At 68.8% G+C, this 18,325-nt stretch carries 13 protein-coding genes; 1 reads left to right on the top strand and 12 read right to left on the bottom strand.

Annotation, left to right across the window (positions count from 1 at the left end; all coding sequences use genetic code 11):
* Positions 1-8 precede the first annotated feature (8 nt).
* From ABL843_RS01510 to ABL843_RS01485, 6 genes are all read right to left on the bottom strand, one after another.
* Entirely contained in the window at positions 9-1,511 is a 1,503-nt protein-coding gene (locus ABL843_RS01510; RefSeq protein WP_418118735.1) for an FAD-linked oxidase C-terminal domain-containing protein, read from the bottom strand.
* Between the two features lie 126 nt (positions 1,512-1,637).
* Complete coding sequence (locus ABL843_RS01505) at positions 1,638-2,522, bottom strand: LysR substrate-binding domain-containing protein (RefSeq protein ID WP_369660040.1); 885 nt, start codon at positions 2,520-2,522, stop codon at positions 1,638-1,640.
* A 25-nt stretch (positions 2,523-2,547) separates the two neighbouring features.
* Positions 2,548-3,480: an SMP-30/gluconolactonase/LRE family protein gene (locus ABL843_RS01500; RefSeq protein ID WP_418118734.1), complete on the bottom strand. Its 933-nt coding sequence runs from the start codon at positions 3,478-3,480 to the stop codon at positions 2,548-2,550.
* Positions 3,481-3,670: 190 nt separating this feature from the next.
* Positions 3,671-5,107, bottom strand: coding sequence for an ammonium transporter (locus ABL843_RS01495; protein ID WP_126022468.1), 1,437 nt, complete (start codon positions 5,105-5,107; stop codon positions 3,671-3,673).
* Between the two features lie 29 nt (positions 5,108-5,136).
* The gene (glnK, locus tag ABL843_RS01490; protein WP_007833403.1) at positions 5,137-5,475 is read right to left on the bottom strand and encodes a P-II family nitrogen regulator; all 339 of its coding nucleotides are present in this window, start codon (positions 5,473-5,475) and stop codon (positions 5,137-5,139) included.
* A 67-nt stretch (positions 5,476-5,542) separates the two neighbouring features.
* Entirely contained in the window at positions 5,543-6,421 is an 879-nt protein-coding gene (locus tag ABL843_RS01485; RefSeq protein ID WP_019657965.1) for a TorF family putative porin, read from the bottom strand.
* Positions 6,422-6,635: 214 nt separating this feature from the next.
* Here ABL843_RS01485 and ABL843_RS01480 point away from each other — a divergent pair, with 214 nt between their 5' ends.
* Positions 6,636-8,180, top strand: a complete 1,545-nt coding sequence (locus ABL843_RS01480) for a YifB family Mg chelatase-like AAA ATPase (protein WP_418118733.1) — start codon at positions 6,636-6,638, stop codon at positions 8,178-8,180.
* 88 nt (positions 8,181-8,268) lie between these two features.
* Here ABL843_RS01480 and ABL843_RS01475 read toward each other — a convergent pair whose 3' ends face one another.
* The 6 genes from ABL843_RS01475 to tssJ form a co-directional block, all read right to left on the bottom strand.
* Positions 8,269-10,332: a serine/threonine protein kinase gene (locus tag ABL843_RS01475; protein ID WP_418118732.1), complete on the bottom strand. Its 2,064-nt coding sequence runs from the start codon at positions 10,330-10,332 to the stop codon at positions 8,269-8,271.
* A gap of 100 nt (positions 10,333-10,432) precedes the next feature.
* Positions 10,433-11,146 carry a type VI secretion system-associated protein TagF gene (gene tagF, locus ABL843_RS01470; protein ID WP_418118731.1) on the bottom strand — a complete coding sequence of 238 codons (714 nt, stop codon included), beginning with the start codon at positions 11,144-11,146 and terminating at the stop codon, positions 10,433-10,435.
* Positions 11,147-11,276: 130 nt separating this feature from the next.
* Complete coding sequence (gene tssM / locus ABL843_RS01465; protein ID WP_418118730.1) at positions 11,277-14,939, bottom strand: type VI secretion system membrane subunit TssM; 3,663 nt, start codon at positions 14,937-14,939, stop codon at positions 11,277-11,279.
* Complete coding sequence (locus tag ABL843_RS01460) at positions 14,939-16,324, bottom strand: DotU family type VI secretion system protein (protein ID WP_418118729.1); 1,386 nt, start codon at positions 16,322-16,324, stop codon at positions 14,939-14,941. The genes tssM and ABL843_RS01460 overlap by 1 nt, the downstream gene beginning before the upstream one ends.
* An 8-nt stretch (positions 16,325-16,332) precedes the next feature.
* Positions 16,333-17,628, bottom strand: a complete 1,296-nt coding sequence (gene tssK, locus ABL843_RS01455) for a type VI secretion system baseplate subunit TssK (RefSeq protein ID WP_240650671.1) — start codon at positions 17,626-17,628, stop codon at positions 16,333-16,335.
* A 256-nt stretch (positions 17,629-17,884) separates the two neighbouring features.
* Entirely contained in the window at positions 17,885-18,313 is a 429-nt protein-coding gene (gene tssJ / locus ABL843_RS01450; protein ID WP_240650660.1) for a type VI secretion system lipoprotein TssJ, read from the bottom strand.
* Between the last annotated feature and the right edge of the window lie 12 nt (positions 18,314-18,325).

The raw sequence follows: 18,325 nt of genomic DNA, 5'->3' as shown, positions 1-18,325 counted from the left end.
CGCCATCCTCAGAACCTCGGCAGATCGGAATGCGGCAGCCTGCCGCCGCGCACCACCTGCTTGCCGTACTCGGCGCAGCGCTGCAGCGTCGGTATCACCTTGCCGGGGTTCAGCATGCCCTCGGGGTCGAAGGCGCGCTTCACGCCGAACATCTGCTCGTTCTCGGCCGCCGTGAACTGCACGCACATGCTGTTGAGCTTCTCTACGCCCACGCCGTGCTCGCCCGAGACGGTGCCGCCCATCGCGACGCTGGTCTCCAGGATGTCGGCGCCGAAGAGCTCGCAGCGGTGCAGCTCGTCGGGGTCGTTGGCGTCGAACAGCACCAGCGGATGCAGGTTGCCGTCGCCTGCGTGGAACACGTTGCAGCAGCGCAGGTTGTATTTCTTCTCCATCTCCTGGATGGCCAGCAGGATGTCGGCCAGGCGCTTGCGCGGGATGGTGGAGTCCAGGCACATGTAGTCGGGGCTGATGCGGCCCGAGGCGGGGAAGGCGTTCTTGCGCCCGCTCCAGAACCGCATGCGCTCCTCCTCGCTGTTGCTGCAGGCGATGGCGGTGGCACCCGAGGCGCGCAGCACGGCGGTCATGCGGCCGATTTCTTCCTCCACCTCCTCGGGCGTGCCGTCGGACTCGCACAGCAGGATGGCGGCGGCGTCGAGATCGTAGCCCGCGCGCACGAAGTCTTCGACCGCGGCGGTCATGGGCTTGTCCATCATCTCCAGTCCGGCCGGGATGATGCCGGCTGCGATCACCGCGGCCACCGCGTCGCCGGCTTTCCGCACGTCGTCGAAGCTGGCCATGATGCAGCGCGCGAGCTGCGGCTTGGGCACCAGCTTGACGGTGACCTCGGTGGTCACGGCCAGCATGCCCTCGCTGCCGATGACCAGCGCGAGCAGGTCGAGCCCCGGCGCGTCGAGCGCCTCGCCGCCGAACTCGATGGGCTCTCCCTCTGCCGTGAAGCCGCGCACGCGCATCACGTTGTGCAGCGTGAGCCCGTACTTGAGGCAGTGCACGCCGCCCGAGTTCTCGGCCACGTTGCCGCCGATGGTGCACGCGATCTGGCTCGACGGATCGGGCGCGTAGTAGAGGTTGAAGGGCGCGGCCGCCTCGCTGATGGCGAGGTTGCGCACGCCGCACTGCACCACGGCCGTGCGGCTCACCGGATCGATCTTCAGGATGCGGTTGAACCTGGCGAGCGACAGGGTCACGCCCATGGTGTGCGGCATGGCGCCGCCCGAGAGTCCGGTGCCCGCGCCGCGCGCGACCACCGGCACGCCGAGCTGGTGGCAGGTCTTGAGCACGGCGGCGACCTGCGCCTCGGTCTCGGGCAGGGCCACCACGAGCGGGCGGGCGCGGTAGGCGGTGAGACCGTCGCACTCGTAGGGAGTCGTGTCCTCGTCGTGCCAGATCAGCGCGTGGGCCGGCAGGTGCGGCTGCAGCGCGCGCACGATCTGCGCCTGGCGCTGCGTTTTCTGTAGCGAATCGTGTTGCGTGGGGGTCAGCGGCGCGTTCATGCGGCGGCCTCTTTTCTTCTGTTCGCGGATATCTCGGGTGTACCGCACTCTACGGGCATTGCGGCAGCCCCGGGTTGATGGATTTTTGCCGGCTGCTTGAAAGAACTTCGCGCCAGGCCGTCCGGTTCAGCGCAGGCTCTGTTCCAGCCAGTCGGCAAAAGCTGCGCATTCCCAGCGCTCGAGCGTGCCGGTCTGCCAGCAGATGTAGTGCCGGTGCGGCGAAGTCACCGCCTGATCGGACAGCGCCACCAGCCGCCCCGATTCGAACCACTCCGCGCCCAGCTTCTGCCGCACCAGCGCCACGCCGAAGCCGCTCGCGGCCGCGTCGTACATCAGCCCCAGGTCGTTGAACTGCGAGCCGATGGCGGGCTCGGGCTGGTCGATGCCGCAGCTCGCGAACCAGGTGCCCCAGGGCTCGAGCGGGCTTCGGATCAGCCGCGCGGCGGCGATCTCGGCCGCGCTGCGGAAACCCGTGAAGGGGCCGAACTCGTTGAGGTAGCTCGGGCTGCAGGCCGGCACCACCTGCTCGCCGATCAGCAGCCGGTGCTCGCAGTCGGCATAGCCGCCGGGGCCGTAGCGCACTTCGAGATCGGCCTGCTCTGCCGTCACGTCGAGCAGCGGAATCGACACCTGCAGCACGAGTTCGATGTCGGGGTAGATGTTGCGGAACAGCTCGAGCCTCGGCATGAGGAACTGCCGGCTGAAGGTGGGCGTGACCGCGATACGCAGCCGCGTGGCGCGCTGCGCGGCACTGCCGCCCAGAGGCGTCGCCTGCAGCGCGGCGAGCCCCGTGCGCACGTTCGCGAGGTAGGCCGCGCCGTCGGCCGTGAGGCTGAAGTCGCCGCGCCCGAAGAGCTTGAAGCCGACGTGCGATTCGAGCTGCCGGATGCGGTGGCTCACGGCGCTGGGCGTCACGCACAGCTCGTCGGCCGCGCGGCCCGCATGCCGCAGCCGCGCCACGGCCTCGAAGGTCAGCAGGCACTGGATCGGCGGGATGTGCTGCAGGGCCATGCGCGCCCGGGTCTCCGGCTTCTCTTCAGTCTTCGAAGAAGTTGACCGGAAGGCCGGGCGTGTCGACGCGCATCGAGATCACCGTGCCCGATGCCGGCCGCTGCGCGATCTCGCCTGCGGGCCGGCCCTTGCGGCCGCTGGTGACGAACAGCGTCTTCAGGTCGTCGCCGCCGAAGCAGGGCATGGTCGGGCACTGCACGGGCACGGGCACCGAGGCGACGATCTCGCCCGAGGGAGCGAAGCGCAGCAGCTGCGCGCCCTCGAACATGGCCACCCAGTAGTGGCCCTGCGCGTCGACGGTGGCGCCGTCGGGGCGGCCCTGGTAGCCCTGGGGCGCATCGACGCTCCAGCCCGCGGGCTTGGCGCCGAACTGGTGGAACACGCGCGCGCGCGAGAGCGAGTTGGCCTCGGCGTCCCAGTCCCATGCGCAGACCACGTGCGCGGCCGTGTCGGCCCAGTAGAGGGTGCGCGCATCGGGCGAGAAGGCCAGGCCGTTGGCGGTGGTGGACTCATTGGCCATCTGCGTGAGCGTGGGCGAGACGCCGGTGCCGGGGCGCGCGTCGAAGCAGTAGAGCGCGGCATTGGCGCGGTCCTTCGCCTCGTTGAGCGAGCCGCCCCAGAAGCGGCCCAGCGGGTCGCACTTGCCGTCGTTGAAGCGCATGGTGCGCACGTCGTGCTCAACGCGCGCCATCGCGGCGAGTTCGCCACCCCATTCGCGCGCACGGTAGATGCCGTCGCGCAACGCGATCACCAGGCCGCCGCTGCGCGCGGGCGCCATGCAGCCGGGCTCGGTGGGCAGGGGCCAGCGCTCGACCCTCGCATCGGGCGATCCGATCTCGCCGCGTGTTCGCAGCACGGCGCGGCCGGGAATGTCGAGCCAGTAGAGCGATCGTTCTTCGGGATGCCAGAACGGCGATTCGCCGAGCTCGCAGAGGCTGTCTTCGATGGAGGTCCACATGGTGGCGAGATTGTGCTCCCGGCCACCGGGGCTCTGGACAAAAAAATGCCCGCTGGCGCGTGAGCGCTGGCGGGCTGAACATCCAAAGGAGACCTCGCTTGAAAAACTCGTTACGCGGAATTCTTCTTGTTGTAGATGGTGGTCATTCATGCAATGGCGGGCTGCCCGCAGGCGAGCCCGCCAGAGCGGATCAGCGGTTGTATGCGGTTTCGCCGTGCGAGGAGATGTCGAGGCCTTCGCGCTCTTCTTCTTCCGACACACGCAGGCCGAGGGTCAGGTCGGCGATCTTGTAGGCGATGAAGGCCACGATGCCGGACCACACGACGGTGAGCAGCACGCTCTTGATCTGGATCCAGACCTGTGCGCCCATCGCGAAGGTGTCGGGGGTCGCGCCGCCGGTGCCGCCCAGGCCCTTGGCAGCGAACACGCCGGTCAGGATGGCACCCAGGATACCGCCCACGCCGTGCACGCCGAACACGTCGAATGCGTCGTCGGCGCCGAGCATGCGCTTCAGGCCACCCACGCCCCACAGGCAGACCAGGCCGGCCAGCAGGCCCAGCACGATCGAACCCATCGGGCCGACGAAGCCGGCGGCGGGCGTGACGGCCACCAGGCCGGCGACGGCACCGGATGCCGCACCCAGCATCGAGGCCTTGCCCTTGTGCAGGCTCTCGCCCAGGATCCACGACAGGGCCGCGGCGGCGGTGGCGAGCACCGTGTTCACGAAGGCCAGGCCGGCGACGGCGTTGGCAGCACCGGCCGAGCCGGCGTTGAAGCCGAACCAGCCGACCCACAGCAGCGATGCGCCGACCATGGTGAGCGTGAGCGAGTGAGGCGTGAAGGCTTCCTTGCCGTAGCCCACGCGCTTGCCGACCATGTAGGCACCGACCAGGCCGGCCACACCGGCGTTGATGTGCACCACGGTACCGCCGGCGAAGTCGAGCGCGCCGTCCTTGCCCAGCAGGCCGCCGCCCCACACGATGTGGGCGATCGGCACATAGCTGAAGGTGAACCACAGCACCGAGAACAGCAGCACGGCCGAGAACTTGGCGCGTTCGGCGAAGGCGCCGACGATCAGCGCCACGGTGATGGCCGCGAAGGTGCCCTGGAAGGCGACGAACACGTATTCGGGAATCGTGGTCAGCGCGCCGAAGGTCTCCTGCGTGATGCCCTTCATGAAGATCTTGTCGAACCCTCCGAAGAAGTTGCCGTCACCCGAGAAGGCCAGGCTGTAGCCGTAGACGGCCCACAGGATGCTGATCAGCGAGAAGATCACGAAGACCTGCATCAGCACCGACAGCATGTTCTTCGAGCGGCCCAGGCCGCCATAGAACAGCGCGAGGCCGGGGATGGTCATCAGGATCACGAGAAGGGTCGAAGTCAGCATCCAGGCGGTGTCGCCGGAGTCGATCTTCGGAGCGGGGGCCGCGGCGGGCGCAGCCGGGGCTGCATCGGCGGCGGCCGGTGCTGCTGCTGCAGGAGCAGCCGCCGGGGCGGGCGCGGCGGCAGCGGGTGCCGACGCGGCCGGAGCCTCGGCCGTGGCCGCGGCGGGAGTCTGCGCGAAGCCGGTGGTACCGGCAGCCAGCACGCTCAAGCCGAGCGCAAGAGAGACAAGCAGTTTTTTCATAGTCGTTGTTCTTTCGGGCCAGGACTCGATCAGAGGGCTTCGCGGCCCGTTTCGCCGGTGCGGATGCGAACGACCTGTTCGAGGTTGTAGACGAAGATCTTGCCGTCGCCGATCTTGCCGGTGCGCGCAGCGCCTTCCACCGCCTCGATCACGCGATCGACGAGGTCGTCGGAGACGGCCGCTTCGATCTTGACCTTGGGCAGGAAGTCGACCACGTATTCAGCGCCGCGGTAGAGCTCCGTGTGGCCCTTCTGGCGGCCGAAACCCTTCACCTCGGTGACGGTGATCCCCTGCACGCCGATGGCCGACAGCGCTTCGCGCACTTCGTCGAGCTTGAACGGTTTGATGATGGCTGTGACCAGCTTCATGAGTTTTCTCCTTCGGATGGAAATGAAGTGGCGCGGCAGCTTGGGCCGCACCTCGTTGTTGTGTGGCTTACAGCGTCTTCGTCAGCGTGACGATGAAGCGGGCCTTGTTCGGCGAGTAGTAGGTCGTGCCGAAGGTGCCGAAGCCGAAGTCGACGCCCGGGTTGCTCACCGCGAGGTACGAGTTCTTCTTGTTGGCGCCCTGCACCGAGCCCGTCAGCGACAGGCCGTTGCCGAAGTCGTAGCTCGCGCCGATGTTGTAGTCGACGTAGCTCTTGTAGCCCAGGCTGCGGATGTCGCTGGACATGTTGGTGAAGCCCACCGCGGCCTTCAGCGTGACCTTGGGCACGATCTCCTTGCTGTACGACAGGTTCAGGTAGCCCGTGTTCGTGCCCTTCAGGCCCGAGCCGGCCTTGTTGCCGGCGTAGCCGAAGTAATCCTTCGACACGGTGTGCGAGTACTTGGCGGTGAAGGAGCCGAAGCTGTCGTTCGCGTAGGTGGCGCCGACGTACAGCTCGGTGGTGTTGCCCGAGGAGTTGCCCGGGTAGATGTAGGTGAGCGCACCGACGTCCATGTCCAGCGGGCCGGCCTTGAACTTGTAGCCGCCGTACACGTCCATCTCGATGCTGTTGCCCTTGAGCCAGTTGACGCTCGAGTTCCAGTTGCCCACGTAGAAGCCGCTGTCGCCGAAGGCGTAGTCGAGGCCGCCCTGGATCGCGGGCTTGAAGCCCTTGGTCTTGGCGTAGTCGTTCTTGCCGATCATGTCCTGGTCCTGGCCACGGAACTTGTAGTTCGTGGTGATGGACACGTTGCCGGTCAGATTCGGGGCGGGAGCTGCCGCAGGCGCTGCTGCGGCGTCGGTCGTTGCAGTCTGCGCCAGGGCCGCGCCGGACGCGGTCAATGCGGTGGCCAGAACGATCAGCGCCTGGGCGGCGGTACGGTGCGTCATCAGGAAACTCCTCGCAAGTGTGTGGTTGGACCGGAAGGCTCAAAGCAGGGAGCGTGCCAAAGTGCACGAATGCCGCCCCTTGCAGCCGTGTCCGCGGCGCGGTTGAGAGCCAAATCGTTACAACAGCTGTTGCGAGTGGTTGCAGATGCACGGTGCGCCGCACCACCGCGGGAATGCTCAAAAAACGCGCACCATCTTGGGGAGAGGGAGAGAAATGGGACTGTCTTTGGTGCAAAGCCGCGCCTTGCTGGGTCTTGAAGCGGCCAGTGTCACGGTTGAGGTGCATCTGGCGAACGGCCTGCCCAGCTTCACGCTGGTCGGCCTGGTCGAAACCGAGGTCAAGGAGGCGCGAGAGCGCGTGCGCTCGGCGCTGCAGAACGCGGGGCTGGAGTTCCCCAACAACAAGCGCATCACGGTCAACCTCGCGCCGGCCGACCTGCCGAAGGACTCCGGACGCTTCGATCTGCCCATCGCGCTGGGCATCCTCGCGGCCAGCGGCCAGATAGACAACGCGAAGCTCGCCGGCCACGAGTTCGCCGGCGAGCTCTCGCTGTCGGGCGAGCTGCGGCCGGTGCGCGGCGCGCTGGCCATGGCGCTCGCGCTGCACACGCGCGGCGTCGCTACCCGGCTGGTGCTGCCCCTGGAAAGTGCGCAGGAGGCGGCGCTGGTACCAGGCGGCGAGGTGTACGGCGCCAGGCATCTGCTGGACGTGGTGCGCCAGTTCGTGGCCACCGATGACGAAGCTTCACAGTTGCCCGACACCACGGACGACGGCTGGGCGCGCATCCGGGCCGCGCCCGACACGAACCCGCCCCGCTACGCCGATCTTGCGGAAGTGAAGGGACACACGGGCGTCAAGCGCGTGCTCGAAATCGCCGCGGCGGGCGGCCACAGCCTGCTGATGGTGGGCGAGCCTGGCTCGGGCAAGTCGATGCTCGCCCAGCGCTTCGCGGGGCTGCTGCCGTCGATGCACATCGACGAGGCACTGGAGAGCGCGGCCGTGGCCAGCCTGGGTGGGCGCTTCGCGACCGAGCGGTGGCGGGTGCGGCCGACATGCTCGCCGCACCATACGGCGAGCGCGGTGGCACTGGTCGGCGGGGGCTCCCCGCCACGGCCCGGTGAAATCTCTCGCGCGCACCATGGAGTCCTTTTTCTCGACGAATTTCCCGAGTTCGCCAGATCCGCCCTCGAAGCGCTGCGCGAGCCGCTGGAGACCGGCACCATCACCATAGCCCGCGCCGCGCGGCGCGCCGAATTCCCGGCGCGCTTCCAGCTCGTCGCCGCGATGAACCCATGTCCCTGCGGCTATCTCGGCTCGTCATCCAGGCCCTGCCGCTGCACGCACGAGCAAGTCTCGCGCTATCAGGGCAAGCTCAGCGGCCCGCTGCTCGACCGGATCGACCTGCACATCGAAGTGCCTCCGGTGTCCGCGCAGCTGCTGCTCGAGGCGCCCGCGGGCGAATCGACCGACAGCATCCGCGAACGCGTCGTCGCCGCGCGCGAGCGCGCGATGCTGCGCCAGGGCCATGCCAACCAGTCGCTGCAAGGCGCGGCCATCGACCGTCATGCGGCACTCGACGACGCGGCGCGCGCGTTCATGTTCAACGCGGCCGCCAAGCTCGGCTGGTCGGCGCGCAGCACGCACCGGGCGCTGAAGGTGGCGCGCACGATCGCGGACCTGGCCGGGTCCCAGGCCGTGCAGGTCGGGCACCTGGCGGAGGCGGTGCAGTATCGAAGGGCGTTGCGCGGGGCCGCCTAAAGCGAGATATGCAAGAGCGCGCTCCCGCATCGCGCACGTAACCCCGAGGCGGGTCGCGGCCCGGAGCCGGCAGGGCCGCAGGATCCGGCTACTTGAACTCGTGGCTCACCACGGGCGCCGACTTGCTGTCCTGCACCGTCACGCGCTGCCGGTACACCTCGAGGTCGCCGTTGCGCACTTCGATGTTGTAGATGCCGGGGCGCAGCGACAGCGACTTCAGCGGCGGACTGACGCCACGATCGGCGCCGTCGACGAACACCTGGCCCCAAGGCCGCACGTTGAACAGCACGCGGCCCATGCCGGGCGCCGCCGCGGGCGGAGTGGCGGTGGCGCCAGGCGTGCCGGGCGTGGCGCCGGCGACCGTGGTTCCGGGCGGCTGTGTGCCGGGGGCAACGGGCACCGAAGGCGGCGAGACGCGGTTGATCTCGGCAATGGCGTTGCGCGCCTCCCGGGCGTGCAGGCCGCGGCGGTAGCGGCGCAGGTAGGCCTCGTAGCCTTCGCGCGTGTTCTCGCTCTGCGCGAGGTTCCAGTCCTCGGCTTCGGCGGTGGCCAATGCGGATTCGGGCGGCGTGGCCGGTGTTGCGGGCGTCGCCGGCGCAGTCCCGGGCGTGGTGACCGGAACGTTCTCGAGCGGCGCCAGAGGCCCGGTGGATGCTGCGGGCGCGCTGGCCGCCGCGGCCGGGGGCTGCGCCGCGGCACCGCCGGCCACGGCCGGCGGCACGCCGTCGGTGGCGGGCGACGTGGCGGTACCGGTCGTGGCCGCTGGCGGCATCGCTGCCGGCGGCGCTGTGCTGGTCGACATCGGATCGCTGGGCGGCGGCACCGGCACCATCGCGGTCTTGGGCTCCTGCGGCTGCATGCCCGAAGTGAGGCGCAGGCCGATCCACGCGCCAACGGCGACGAGCGCGATCAGCAGCACGCCGACCATGCCCCAGGGCGGGCGCTTGAGCTTCTGTTTCTGCGCGGGCGCGGCAGCCACGGCCTTGCGGGCCTTGGCGGGGCTGTCGCGCTCGTCCTGCGCCGCGCGCGGTGCGGGCGCCGGCGCGGGAGCGCGCACCGGTTCGGGCGCGGCCACCGGCATGGGCATCGACATCGGTTCCAGCGGCGCCGGCGCCGACACCGGCGAGAACTGCTGCGGCGTGAGCTGCGGAGGCGGCGGCGTGGCCGAAACGGGCGCGGCGGGAATGATCACCGCCGGCACGCCCATGCCGCTCACGTAGATGTCGCCCAGCTTCACCAGCCCGAGCTCGGCGGCGAAGGCGGCCACGGTCTGCGTGCGGTCCTTGCTGTGCACGGCCAGCGTGTGGTCGATGGCGGCGCAGAAGGCCGGGCTCAGGTCGTCGCGGCCCATGGACGACAGCGGCACGTAGGCATCCTGCACGCTGCGCACCACGGCCGAAGGCGGCGGATGGCCGGTGACCGCGCGGTACAGCACAGCGCCCAGCGCGTACAGGTCGGTCCATGCGCCCTGCAGCAGGGTGTTGTCGTCGGCGTACTGCTCGATGGGCGAGTAGCCCGACTTCACCATCACCGCCACCTCGTCGACGAGATCGGCGATGGACTTGCGCGCCGCGCCGAAGTCGAGCAGCACCGGCAGGTCGTCCTGCTGGATGAAGATGTTGTCGGGCGCGATGTCGCGGTGGAAGCACTGGCTGCGGTGCAGCGTCTCCAGCGCACCCAGCAGCGGCCCCAGCATGCCCAGCAGCCAGGGCTCGGTGACCTTGCCGGGCTCGTCTTCCGCCAGGCGGCGCAGCGTGCGGCCCTTGTAGAGCTGGATCGCCATGTAGGCGGTGGAGTTCGCCTCCCAGAAGCGGTGTACCCGCACCAGCGCCGGGTGGCTGAACTGCGCGAGCGTGCGCGCCTCGTTGATGAAGCTGCGCAGGCCCGCCTGGAAGGTGGCCGTGAGCCGCTCGGAGCGCACGTGCACGCTGTTGTCACCCACGCGGCGCGCGAGCATCGCGGGCATGTATTCCTTGATGGCGACCTCGCGCTGCAGGGAGTGGTCGTAGGCGCGGTAGACGATGCCGAAGCCGCCCTCGCCGATCACCTCGAGCAGCTCGAACTCGTCGAGGCGGTGGTTGGCGCCCAGGGGATGCGGGCGCTCGTCCTGCGCGTCGGCCGCCGGGCTTCCGATGCCGTGCATGGTCGTCATGCTTCTGTTCCTCCTGCGGGACGGCCGCCCACATGATCCTCACGGCCCCCATGACCCTCTTGGCCCCTCCGGGCCTGCCGGCCGATATGGCTCTTCTTGTTCATGCCCATGGCACATGTCCCTGCGAAAACAACTTGGAAAACAGCGGCGTGTTGAGCCCGCCGCCATGGGCCGCGGTGCGCAACGGAGACCCGTCGGCCTGGTTGGTCCACCAGTAGCTGGTGCTGCCGAAAGGGTCGAAGCACAGTGGAAGCTCTGGCCAGCCCAGGCGCTGCTGGGCGCTGGCGCCACCGGCCGTAGGCCCGAGGATCGAAAGGATGTCGTCCGAACCGCCGCTGGCCGTCTGGAAGCCCGCGCGGCCGGCCGCCAGCACCTGGCTGTCGAACTGGTCGGGCGCCACGCCGTGGCGGATGGCCTGCAGCATCGCGCTGCCGCACTGCCAGTACCACTCGGCCGAGCCTTCGAGCACCGAGGGGCGGTAATTGCGCGCGGCCACCTGCAGGGTGATGCACACGGGGTAATAGCGGCCCACCCGGTCGCAGCTGGGTGCGATGCAGCCGAACTGCACCGCGTCGACGCCCTGCGTGGCGGGAATCGCGAAGTTCCACACCGGCGCCACCGCGTAGTGGCGCGTCATCGCGTCGGGCCAGCGCTTGAAGCTGCCCAGGCCGTTCTGCATCCAGCGGTCCCACCAGGCCTGCAGCTCGCGCGGCATGCGGCGATAGAGGAAGTCGCCGGCGGAGGGCAGCTTGCCGTACCAGCCGATCTGCTCGTCGACCGGCACCCAGGCTTGCGGGGGAAGGCTGCTGTTCATTGCATGTGCCTCGAAACAACATCGCGGCATATGCCAGGAACACCGCGGAACCGGCTTTGCCGGGCCGCAGGTGTTGCCCCCTGCAAGGGGGTTGGAGAAGCGACACGAAGTGCGCGAAGCCTGGGGGTGTTCATGATTTCCCGGGGCACGAGAAGCTGTTCATCTGCGGCAGGCGCAGCGGGTTGTAGACGCTGTTGGCGGTGACCGCGAGCACCACCTTCTTGCCCTGCAGGTCGAAGCTGGCGTTGAAGGATTCGGGCGAGCTGCCCGCCGAGATGGAAGCCTTGTCGAAGAGCCGGTGCAGCGCCCACGGCCCTTCGGTCACGATGCCGCCGGCCGGCGTGCCGTTGGCGGTGGTCACCTGCAGGCGCACCTGGTTGCTGTTGCGCGGGCCCGGCCACTTGATGGTGCTGGGCGCCTGCGGGCCGTGAGCGTAGCGAACCGTCTGGCCGTCGACGTCGAGCGTGAACTGCGTGAGCGCCGCGTCCATGTCCTCGGGCCGGATATCGATGGTGAACGAGGGCGTGCGCCCGCCCGCCATGCCCGAGAAGAACACGTCGCGGATGGCCTGCGCCTTCTGGAAGGAATCGAGGTAGGCCGAGCGTCCCGCCGCGCTGCCGTCCACGCCGCGCTTGAAGGCCCACGGGTTGACCGATGTGTCGACCTGCGTGATGAGGTTCTTCTGGAAGAAGTCGTCCATCATCCCGCCCGGCGCGAACAGCTGCGCGAAGTCGCCCGAAGCCACGTCGCGGCTGGAGCCGCGCGTGAACGGATAGCGCCCCGCGATCGCCTGATTGCAGAACGAGCCGATGCTGGCCGCCGCGCTCTGCCCGATGTTCTGCCGCGTGACCGCAGCCGCCTTCGAAGAGGCGGTGGCCGAGAGGTCGTTCAGCATGCCCTGGAAGGGCACCGGCAGGCGCCCCGCCTCTGCCTGCACCTTGGTGACCGCGTCGCTGGTCGGCGGGATGTTGCCGCTGCGCAGCGCCGTGTCGGTGGCGGTGAGGAAGTTGTAGAGCTCGTTGATGAGTGCGGCCGTCGCGTCGATGGGCGCCTGCCCGCCCTGCTTGGGCGCGGTGACCATGCGGCGCAGCGGCTCGAAGTGGTTGTCCACCAGCGACTCGGGGCGGTCCACGCGCGTGTTGCGGCGCTGGCTGCCGTCAGGCTGGCCGATGAGCTGCTCGATGCGCTCGCGCGTGCTCTGCACGCGGTTCTGCGCCTGGTCGAGCAGGCTGCGCGCGGCCTCGTCGTGGTTGCGCAGGAGGTCGGTCTCGCGCGCGGCGCCGCGGATGATGCGCGACATCGGCGACTCGGCGGTCGAGAGCACGCGCGTCATCTGGATGCTCTGCAGCAGCGAGCGGCTGTCGGCCAGGCGGATGTCGACGAGGTAGTCGTCCCACACCTTGATGTAGTCGGTGAGGTAGAGCCGGCGCACCTCGCGCAGCAGCAGCTCGCGCGAGGTGATGTCGGCGATGCCGGGCGCGCGGATCTGCAGCACCCAGCGGTCTTCCTGCTCGAGCGACAGCGCGGTCTCGGCCATGCGCTTGTCGAAGATGTCCCAGTAGCCCCGGTAGGTGAAGAGCGTCGGGATGCCGTCGGTCAGCGGCTTGCCGCTCGCGCGCCGGATGACCAGCGCAGACTCGGCGCCGCCCGCCTCGGCGATGGTGAAGGCATTGGGCTGGCTGGTCTGCAGCAGGATGCGGCGCAGCCGCGCATACGAGCGCTGCGCCAGCGGCACGCCGGCCAGGCGCTCGCGCGTCTGCGTGATGAGCCTGTCGTCCTTCGCGAAGGGCGAGGTCACCACGCGGCCCGAGAACAGCGCCTTCAGGTGCGACTCCAGGTTGGCGCGCTGCTCGCGCGTGAGCGAGGCGCCGATCTTGCGGTCCACGTCGGTGAGCAGCCAGGCCTGCAGGAAGTCGGCGTCGTAGCGCTCGGCGTCGTACAGCATGAGGTAGGCCTTGAGCGCCTCGTAGCTGTATTCGGCGTCGTTCTTGGCGGCTTCGCGCAGCGACTGCTCCACGCGCTGCGCGGCCTGCGGCAGCAGCACGGTCTCGAGCGCGCGCTGGTAGACGCCGTCGGTCGCCGCCTGCAGCTTCTCGCCCTGGTACAGGCCGAAGCGGTAGGAGGTGGGCGGATCGCCGATGTCGAAGTGGCTGGACTTCGGCAGGTCGCGCAGCCTGTCGAGGATGAGCAGAGAACTGGCGATGTCGCCGCTGGTGTCGACCACCGTGGGCAGCTCGCCGCGCGCGGCGGCCTTGTTGAAGGCCTTGGCGTTGGTGTCGACCTCGGCCACGTACTCCTTGTTGTTGCGCCAGCTGTTCACACAGGCGCCCAGCAGCAGCACCAGCAGCACGCCGATCACGCTGTAGCCCGCGATGTCGATGGCCCGCTTGCGCCGGTACCAGCGCAGGTTGGTGCCGGCCACGCCCGCGTCGCGGAAGATCACCTGCTGCAGCAGGTCCTTCAGGAAGTAGCTCTTGCCCGGACCCGGCGGCGGCGCCGGCGGCGCATTGACCTGCAGGTAGCGCTTGATGGCGCCCATCACGCGGTCGAAGGCCGTGCCTTCCTGCGTGCCGCTGGTGAAGTACACGCCGCGCAGCATCGACGCGGCCTCGAACTTCGACGGGTTGAACACGTCGGCCAGGAAGGTGCCGAGGATGTCCTCGAAGCTCGCGAACTGCTGCGGCAGCAGGTAGGCCTGCGCGCGGCGCATCGGGTCGGACTCGGCCGCGAGCAGCTCGGGCAGACGTTCGTCCAGGCGCTGGTGCAGCAGCTTGTATTCCTGGTGGAAGCGCTCGCGCAGGTCGGCACCGACGGGCGCCGCGCCCTTGTTGCCCTTGCCGGCCTTCGCCGGGTTGCCCTGGATCGGGAAGGTGAAGCCCCACACCTGCTGGCGCTCCGCGCGGCCCAGCGAGCCGAAGTACTCGTTGAAGCCGGCCAGCAGGTCGGTCTTGGTGACCAGCACGTACACCGGGAAATCGATGCCAAGGTCGTTGCGCAGTTCCAGCAACCGCTTGCGCAGCGCCATCGCGTGGCGCGCGCGCTGTGCGTCGTCGGCCAGCGGCAGGTCGGCGATGCTGATGGTGAGGATCGCGCCGTTGATCGGCTGGCGCGGCCTGAACTTCTTCAGCAGCTCGATGAAGCCCTTCCACTCGCCCTCGTCGGTCTCGCGGTTGCTCTCGTGCGTGGTGTAGCGCCCGGCGGTGTCGATCAGCACCGCCTCGTTGGTGAACCACCAGTCGCAGTTGCGCGTGCCGCCGATGCCTCGCACCGCCGCCTTGCCGAGCTGGTCGGCCAGCGGGAAGTCGAGGTCGGAGTTGACCAGCGCGGTGGTCTTGCCCGAGCCCGGCGCGCCGATGAAGATGTACCAGGGCAACTGGTACAGGTACTGCCGGTCGAACAGCGAGAAGCGGCTCGCGGGCTTGCCGTCGGCATCCGCGCCGAAGCGCATGTTCTTCAGGATGTTGGTGGCGTCGGTGAAGCCGCTTTGCAGCTCCTTGATCTCGGGCGCGTCCTCGGGCTTGGCCTCTTTCTCGCTCTTGGAAGGCGTGCGCAGCTGGTTGAGCAGCTGCGCGTTGAGCCGGCGCTCGCGCCATTTTCGGTAGATGACGCGCACGAGCCAGATCGCGAACATCAGCACGATGACCACGATGCGCACGATCTCGTCTTCGAGCGGACGGTAGCGGCCGACCGCGATGGCCGGGCCGATGACCCAGATCAGGAAGGCGAGCGCGACCAGGCCCAGGAAGACCCACAGGTCGCGGCTGATGAGAAAACGGAAGATGGCGCGCAGCATCAGCGGGTGCCTCCGGAGCGCGGTGCGGGGGCAGGTACGGGCGCGGGGGCAACGAGCGGCACAGGAGCCACCGGCGCCACCAGCAGCGTCACCTCGACGCGGCGGTTGCGGGCGCGGTTGGCGGGCGAGTCGTTGGGCACCAGCGGGTCGGCGTCACCGCGGCCTTCGGCCCGCAGGCGCTCGGGCCGCGCAATGCGCGCTGCGATCATCTTCTTCACCGCGTCGGCGCGGGCCTGCGAGAGTTGCCAGTTGGAGGGGAAGCGCACGCTGCGGATCGGCTGGTCGTCGCTGAAGCCGCTGACCAGCACATTGCCTTCCACGGAATTGAGCGCGTCGGCCACGCGCGCGAGCACCGGCGCGTAGCGGTCGAGCACGCGGTCGGAACCCGAGGCGAAGAGGCCGTCGCCGCGCAGCACCACGACACTGCGATCCGCCTCGTCGCGCACGGTGAGCAGTCCTTCGCGAATTTCAGGCTCGAGGAAGCGCTGCAGGCGCGGCACCGGCGCCGGCATGACGACGGCACGCTCGGCCTGCGGCAGGCGCACCGCATTGACGGCAGCGAAGGCGCCGTCGGAGTGGCCCGCGAGGTTGAAGGTGAGAAACGCGAACACGCCCACCAGCAGCACCGCTGCGACCGCGCCCACGGCCCACACGGGCAGCCAGTTGCGCGAACGGCGCACCGGGGCGCTGCCGTCCTGCCAGTGCGGCGACAGCGGCACCGGGATCTCGCCGCGCGTCTGCCGGATGATCTGCAGCAGCCGCTGCTTGAGCGTCTCGAGCTGCGAGCGGCCGTTATCGATGACGCGGAAGCGCCCCTCGAAGCCCATGGCCAGGCAGAAGTAGATGAGCTCGATCAGGTGCAGGTGCTGCTGCGGGTTCTGCACCAGGCGCGACAGGAGCTGGAAGAACTTCTCGCCGCCCCAGGTCTCGTTGTGGAACATCACCAGCAGGCTCTGCGACGACCAGATGCTGCCGCCCCACGGCGTGAGCGCCGCGGCCTCGTCGACCGCGGTGCACAGGCAATAACGCGCGCCGATGATCACCTCGGGCGAGATGCCCGCCTGCTGCGCGCGCGTCTCGAAGCGGCGCACCTCGTCGACGAGGTGCTCGCGCAGCTGCGAGGGCGCGGGATGGTGGCCGGTGGCGCGGATCTGCGGGATCAGGTCGAGCAGCGGGTTGGCCGCGGCCACCAGCGGGTTGTTGCCCGCGAGCGCCGTGTCGCCCGCATGCGGGCGCCGCGCGTCATGCCATGCGGTGAAGGAGTCGGGTTGCGCACCGAGTCCGCGATGCGCGGCGGGCATGCCGCCCGCGTCGGCGTTGCCGCCACCCGGGTTCGGGGGCACGAAGCCCCCCGGGCCGACGGCCATGTCGTTGACACCGTTCATAGAGTCCCTCACGGACGGATGGCCCAGAACTCCATGGCCAGACCGGGAAAGTCACCGGCCAGGTGCATCGCGACGCCGCCCGATTTCTCGAGCTGGCGCCACATGTCGCCGCTCTTGTCGAGTTCGAAATAGTGGTAGCCCGCGTTGTACGGAATCTGCCGCGGCGCCACCGGCAGCGGACGCACCACCACGCCCGGCAGCTGCAGCTGCACGAGGTCGCGGATGCGCTCGACCGAGCCGATCTTCACCTGCGTGGGGAAGCGCTGCTGGATGGCGTCGGCCGGCAGGTCGGCATGCACCGCGAGCACGAAGCCGGCGTTGCGCACCAGCACCGGGTCGGGCATGCGGCCCACGCGCACGCCGTGGCTGCGCTCCTCGAGCTCGATGGCGATCGCGCTCTGCTCGAGCACGGCGGAGAGCGATCGCCGGAGCTCTTCGAGCAGCGGGCGAATGCATTCGTTGAGGTTATCGTGGTCGTAGATCGGCCACAGCACCGGCCGGCGCGTGGGCGAAGTGTGCGTGGCGAGGTGGCAGGCCAGCTTGAGCCAGTCGACGAAGAGCTCCTCGGGGTGCACCTGCACGGCCTGCTGCGCATGCCAGGTGAGCGCGAGATAGCGATTGACCAGTTCGAGCAGAAGGAAATCGGAGACTTCGCTCACGCCGCCGCGGCCGGGTTGCGAGAGGCGCGAGGCCAGTGCCTCCGAGCGCTGCGTGAGCAGGCCGTGCAGCTCCGCGATCATGCTGCGCAGCATGGCGTGCGCGGAGGCGTCGAGCACCGGCGGGATGTAGTTGGCGTCGACCACCAGCTTGTGGTCGGTGCGGCGCTCGATCACGCGGACCGCGCCGATGGCCTGCCATTCGGCAGTGAGGGAAGACGCACGCGCAAGGCGCAGGCGTGGTGACGCGAGCTGCAGCACGGCCGGGCCCAAGGCGACGGCATTGCCGTCGTTCACCTCGCGTTCGATCACGCCGAAGCGCGCGGCGGAGCCTTCGTCTTCCGAAAAGATGACTTCCTCGCTGCCGGGCCTGCGCAAGGGCAGCGCGAGAACGATGAGTTCGTCGGTGAGATCGCTGGGCACTTCATAAGGAAGCGGCGCGTCTTCGGCGCCGAACGAGAAGGGCGTGCCGTCGGGCATCACGCCCGCGCCGCCGAGCAGCGACACGCGGCCCAGCGCGTAGGCGTCGCGATCGATGTCCAGGTGCAGCCAGCCCCAGTAGGCGCCTTGCAGGCCCGCGGTGCGCCGGGTCACGTACTGCTCGACATAGCGTTCCATTTGCTGGAAGTGCTGCGGGCGCAGGTACATGCCCTCGGACCACACAACGCGATTCGCCAATGCCTGCGGATGAGCGCCGTTCTTTGCGGCGCCCCGATTGCGAACTGTCACCAAAAAGTCCTCCTGGGGAGTGCTCACGCCGGAGCGGGAGATGCGCTGGAGAGCGGCCTCCCGGTCCACTTGTTTTGCTCTCGATGCTACACGTCGAGTCTTACGTTTTGCACCGCATTTCGCTTATGAATTTCTCGCACTTTGGTACTAGCGAATCAATACCTTCGGTCCAAAGTTAACGACTTGGTAGCAGCTCTATGCCTGTCTTGCGCACAGCGACATGCACGGCCTGCTCGCTCGGCGAGAACTGCCACACCTTGTACAGGTTGGTTTGCTTGGGCTCCTTCAGCGGCAGCACGATGCGCCAGCGAGCGGCCTCCAGCTTGCGATAACCGGCGATGATGCCTATGGCGCGCGAGTCCAGACCGGCCTCGCGCTTGAACACCCGCTCCTCGCCGCTGCGCATGATCGCCTGGTCGGCGTTGACCAGTTCCGTGCTCAGCGTTTCCCTGTCACGGTCTTGTAATGCGAAGTAGTCTGCTGTCTCGAAGTTACCGGAAGATTTCAATTCGAAGACTTTCACCAGGATGGGAGCGGCCTGTCCTCGTCCGTCCGGATTGACGCCGTCGTCGATCCTGATGGTGACAGCGTAGGGCGTGGGCATTGACTTGGCCGT

The sequence above is a fragment of the Variovorax sp. 350MFTsu5.1 genome (assembly GCF_048302515.1).
Classification (GTDB): Bacteria; Pseudomonadota; Gammaproteobacteria; order Burkholderiales; family Burkholderiaceae_C; genus Variovorax; species Variovorax guangxiensis.
The sequence above is the reverse complement of the archived record's forward strand: the minus strand, read 5'-3'. Positions and strand labels throughout refer to the sequence as shown.

Bases quoted from the DNA above. Each gene is read 5' to 3' on its own strand.
- tssJ (WP_240650660.1), bottom strand. From the start codon at position 18,313: ATGCCCACGCCCTACGCTGTCACCATCAGGATCGACGACGGCGTCAAT.
- tagF (WP_418118731.1), bottom strand. From the start codon at position 11,146: ATGAACAGCAGCCTTCCCCCGCAAGCCTGGGTGCCGGTCGACGAGCAG.
- ABL843_RS01510 (WP_418118735.1), bottom strand. From the start codon at position 1,511: ATGAACGCGCCGCTGACCCCCACGCAACACGATTCGCTACAGAAAACG.
- ABL843_RS01505 (WP_369660040.1), bottom strand. From the start codon at position 2,522: ATGGCCCTGCAGCACATCCCGCCGATCCAGTGCCTGCTGACCTTCGAG.
- ABL843_RS01500 (WP_418118734.1), bottom strand. From the start codon at position 3,480: ATGTGGACCTCCATCGAAGACAGCCTCTGCGAGCTCGGCGAATCGCCG.
- tssK (WP_240650671.1), bottom strand. From the start codon at position 17,628: ATGTACCTGCGCCCGCAGCACTTCCAGCAAATGGAACGCTATGTCGAG.
- glnK (WP_007833403.1), bottom strand. From the start codon at position 5,475: ATGAAGCTGGTCACAGCCATCATCAAACCGTTCAAGCTCGACGAAGTG.
- ABL843_RS01495 (WP_126022468.1), bottom strand. From the start codon at position 5,107: ATGAAAAAACTGCTTGTCTCTCTTGCGCTCGGCTTGAGCGTGCTGGCT.
- ABL843_RS01475 (WP_418118732.1), bottom strand. From the start codon at position 10,332: ATGACGACCATGCACGGCATCGGAAGCCCGGCGGCCGACGCGCAGGAC.
- ABL843_RS01460 (WP_418118729.1), bottom strand. From the start codon at position 16,324: ATGAACGGTGTCAACGACATGGCCGTCGGCCCGGGGGGCTTCGTGCCC.
- ABL843_RS01485 (WP_019657965.1), bottom strand. From the start codon at position 6,421: ATGACGCACCGTACCGCCGCCCAGGCGCTGATCGTTCTGGCCACCGCA.
- tssM (WP_418118730.1), bottom strand. From the start codon at position 14,939: ATGCTGCGCGCCATCTTCCGTTTTCTCATCAGCCGCGACCTGTGGGTC.
- ABL843_RS01480 (WP_418118733.1), top strand. From the start codon at position 6,636: ATGGGACTGTCTTTGGTGCAAAGCCGCGCCTTGCTGGGTCTTGAAGCG.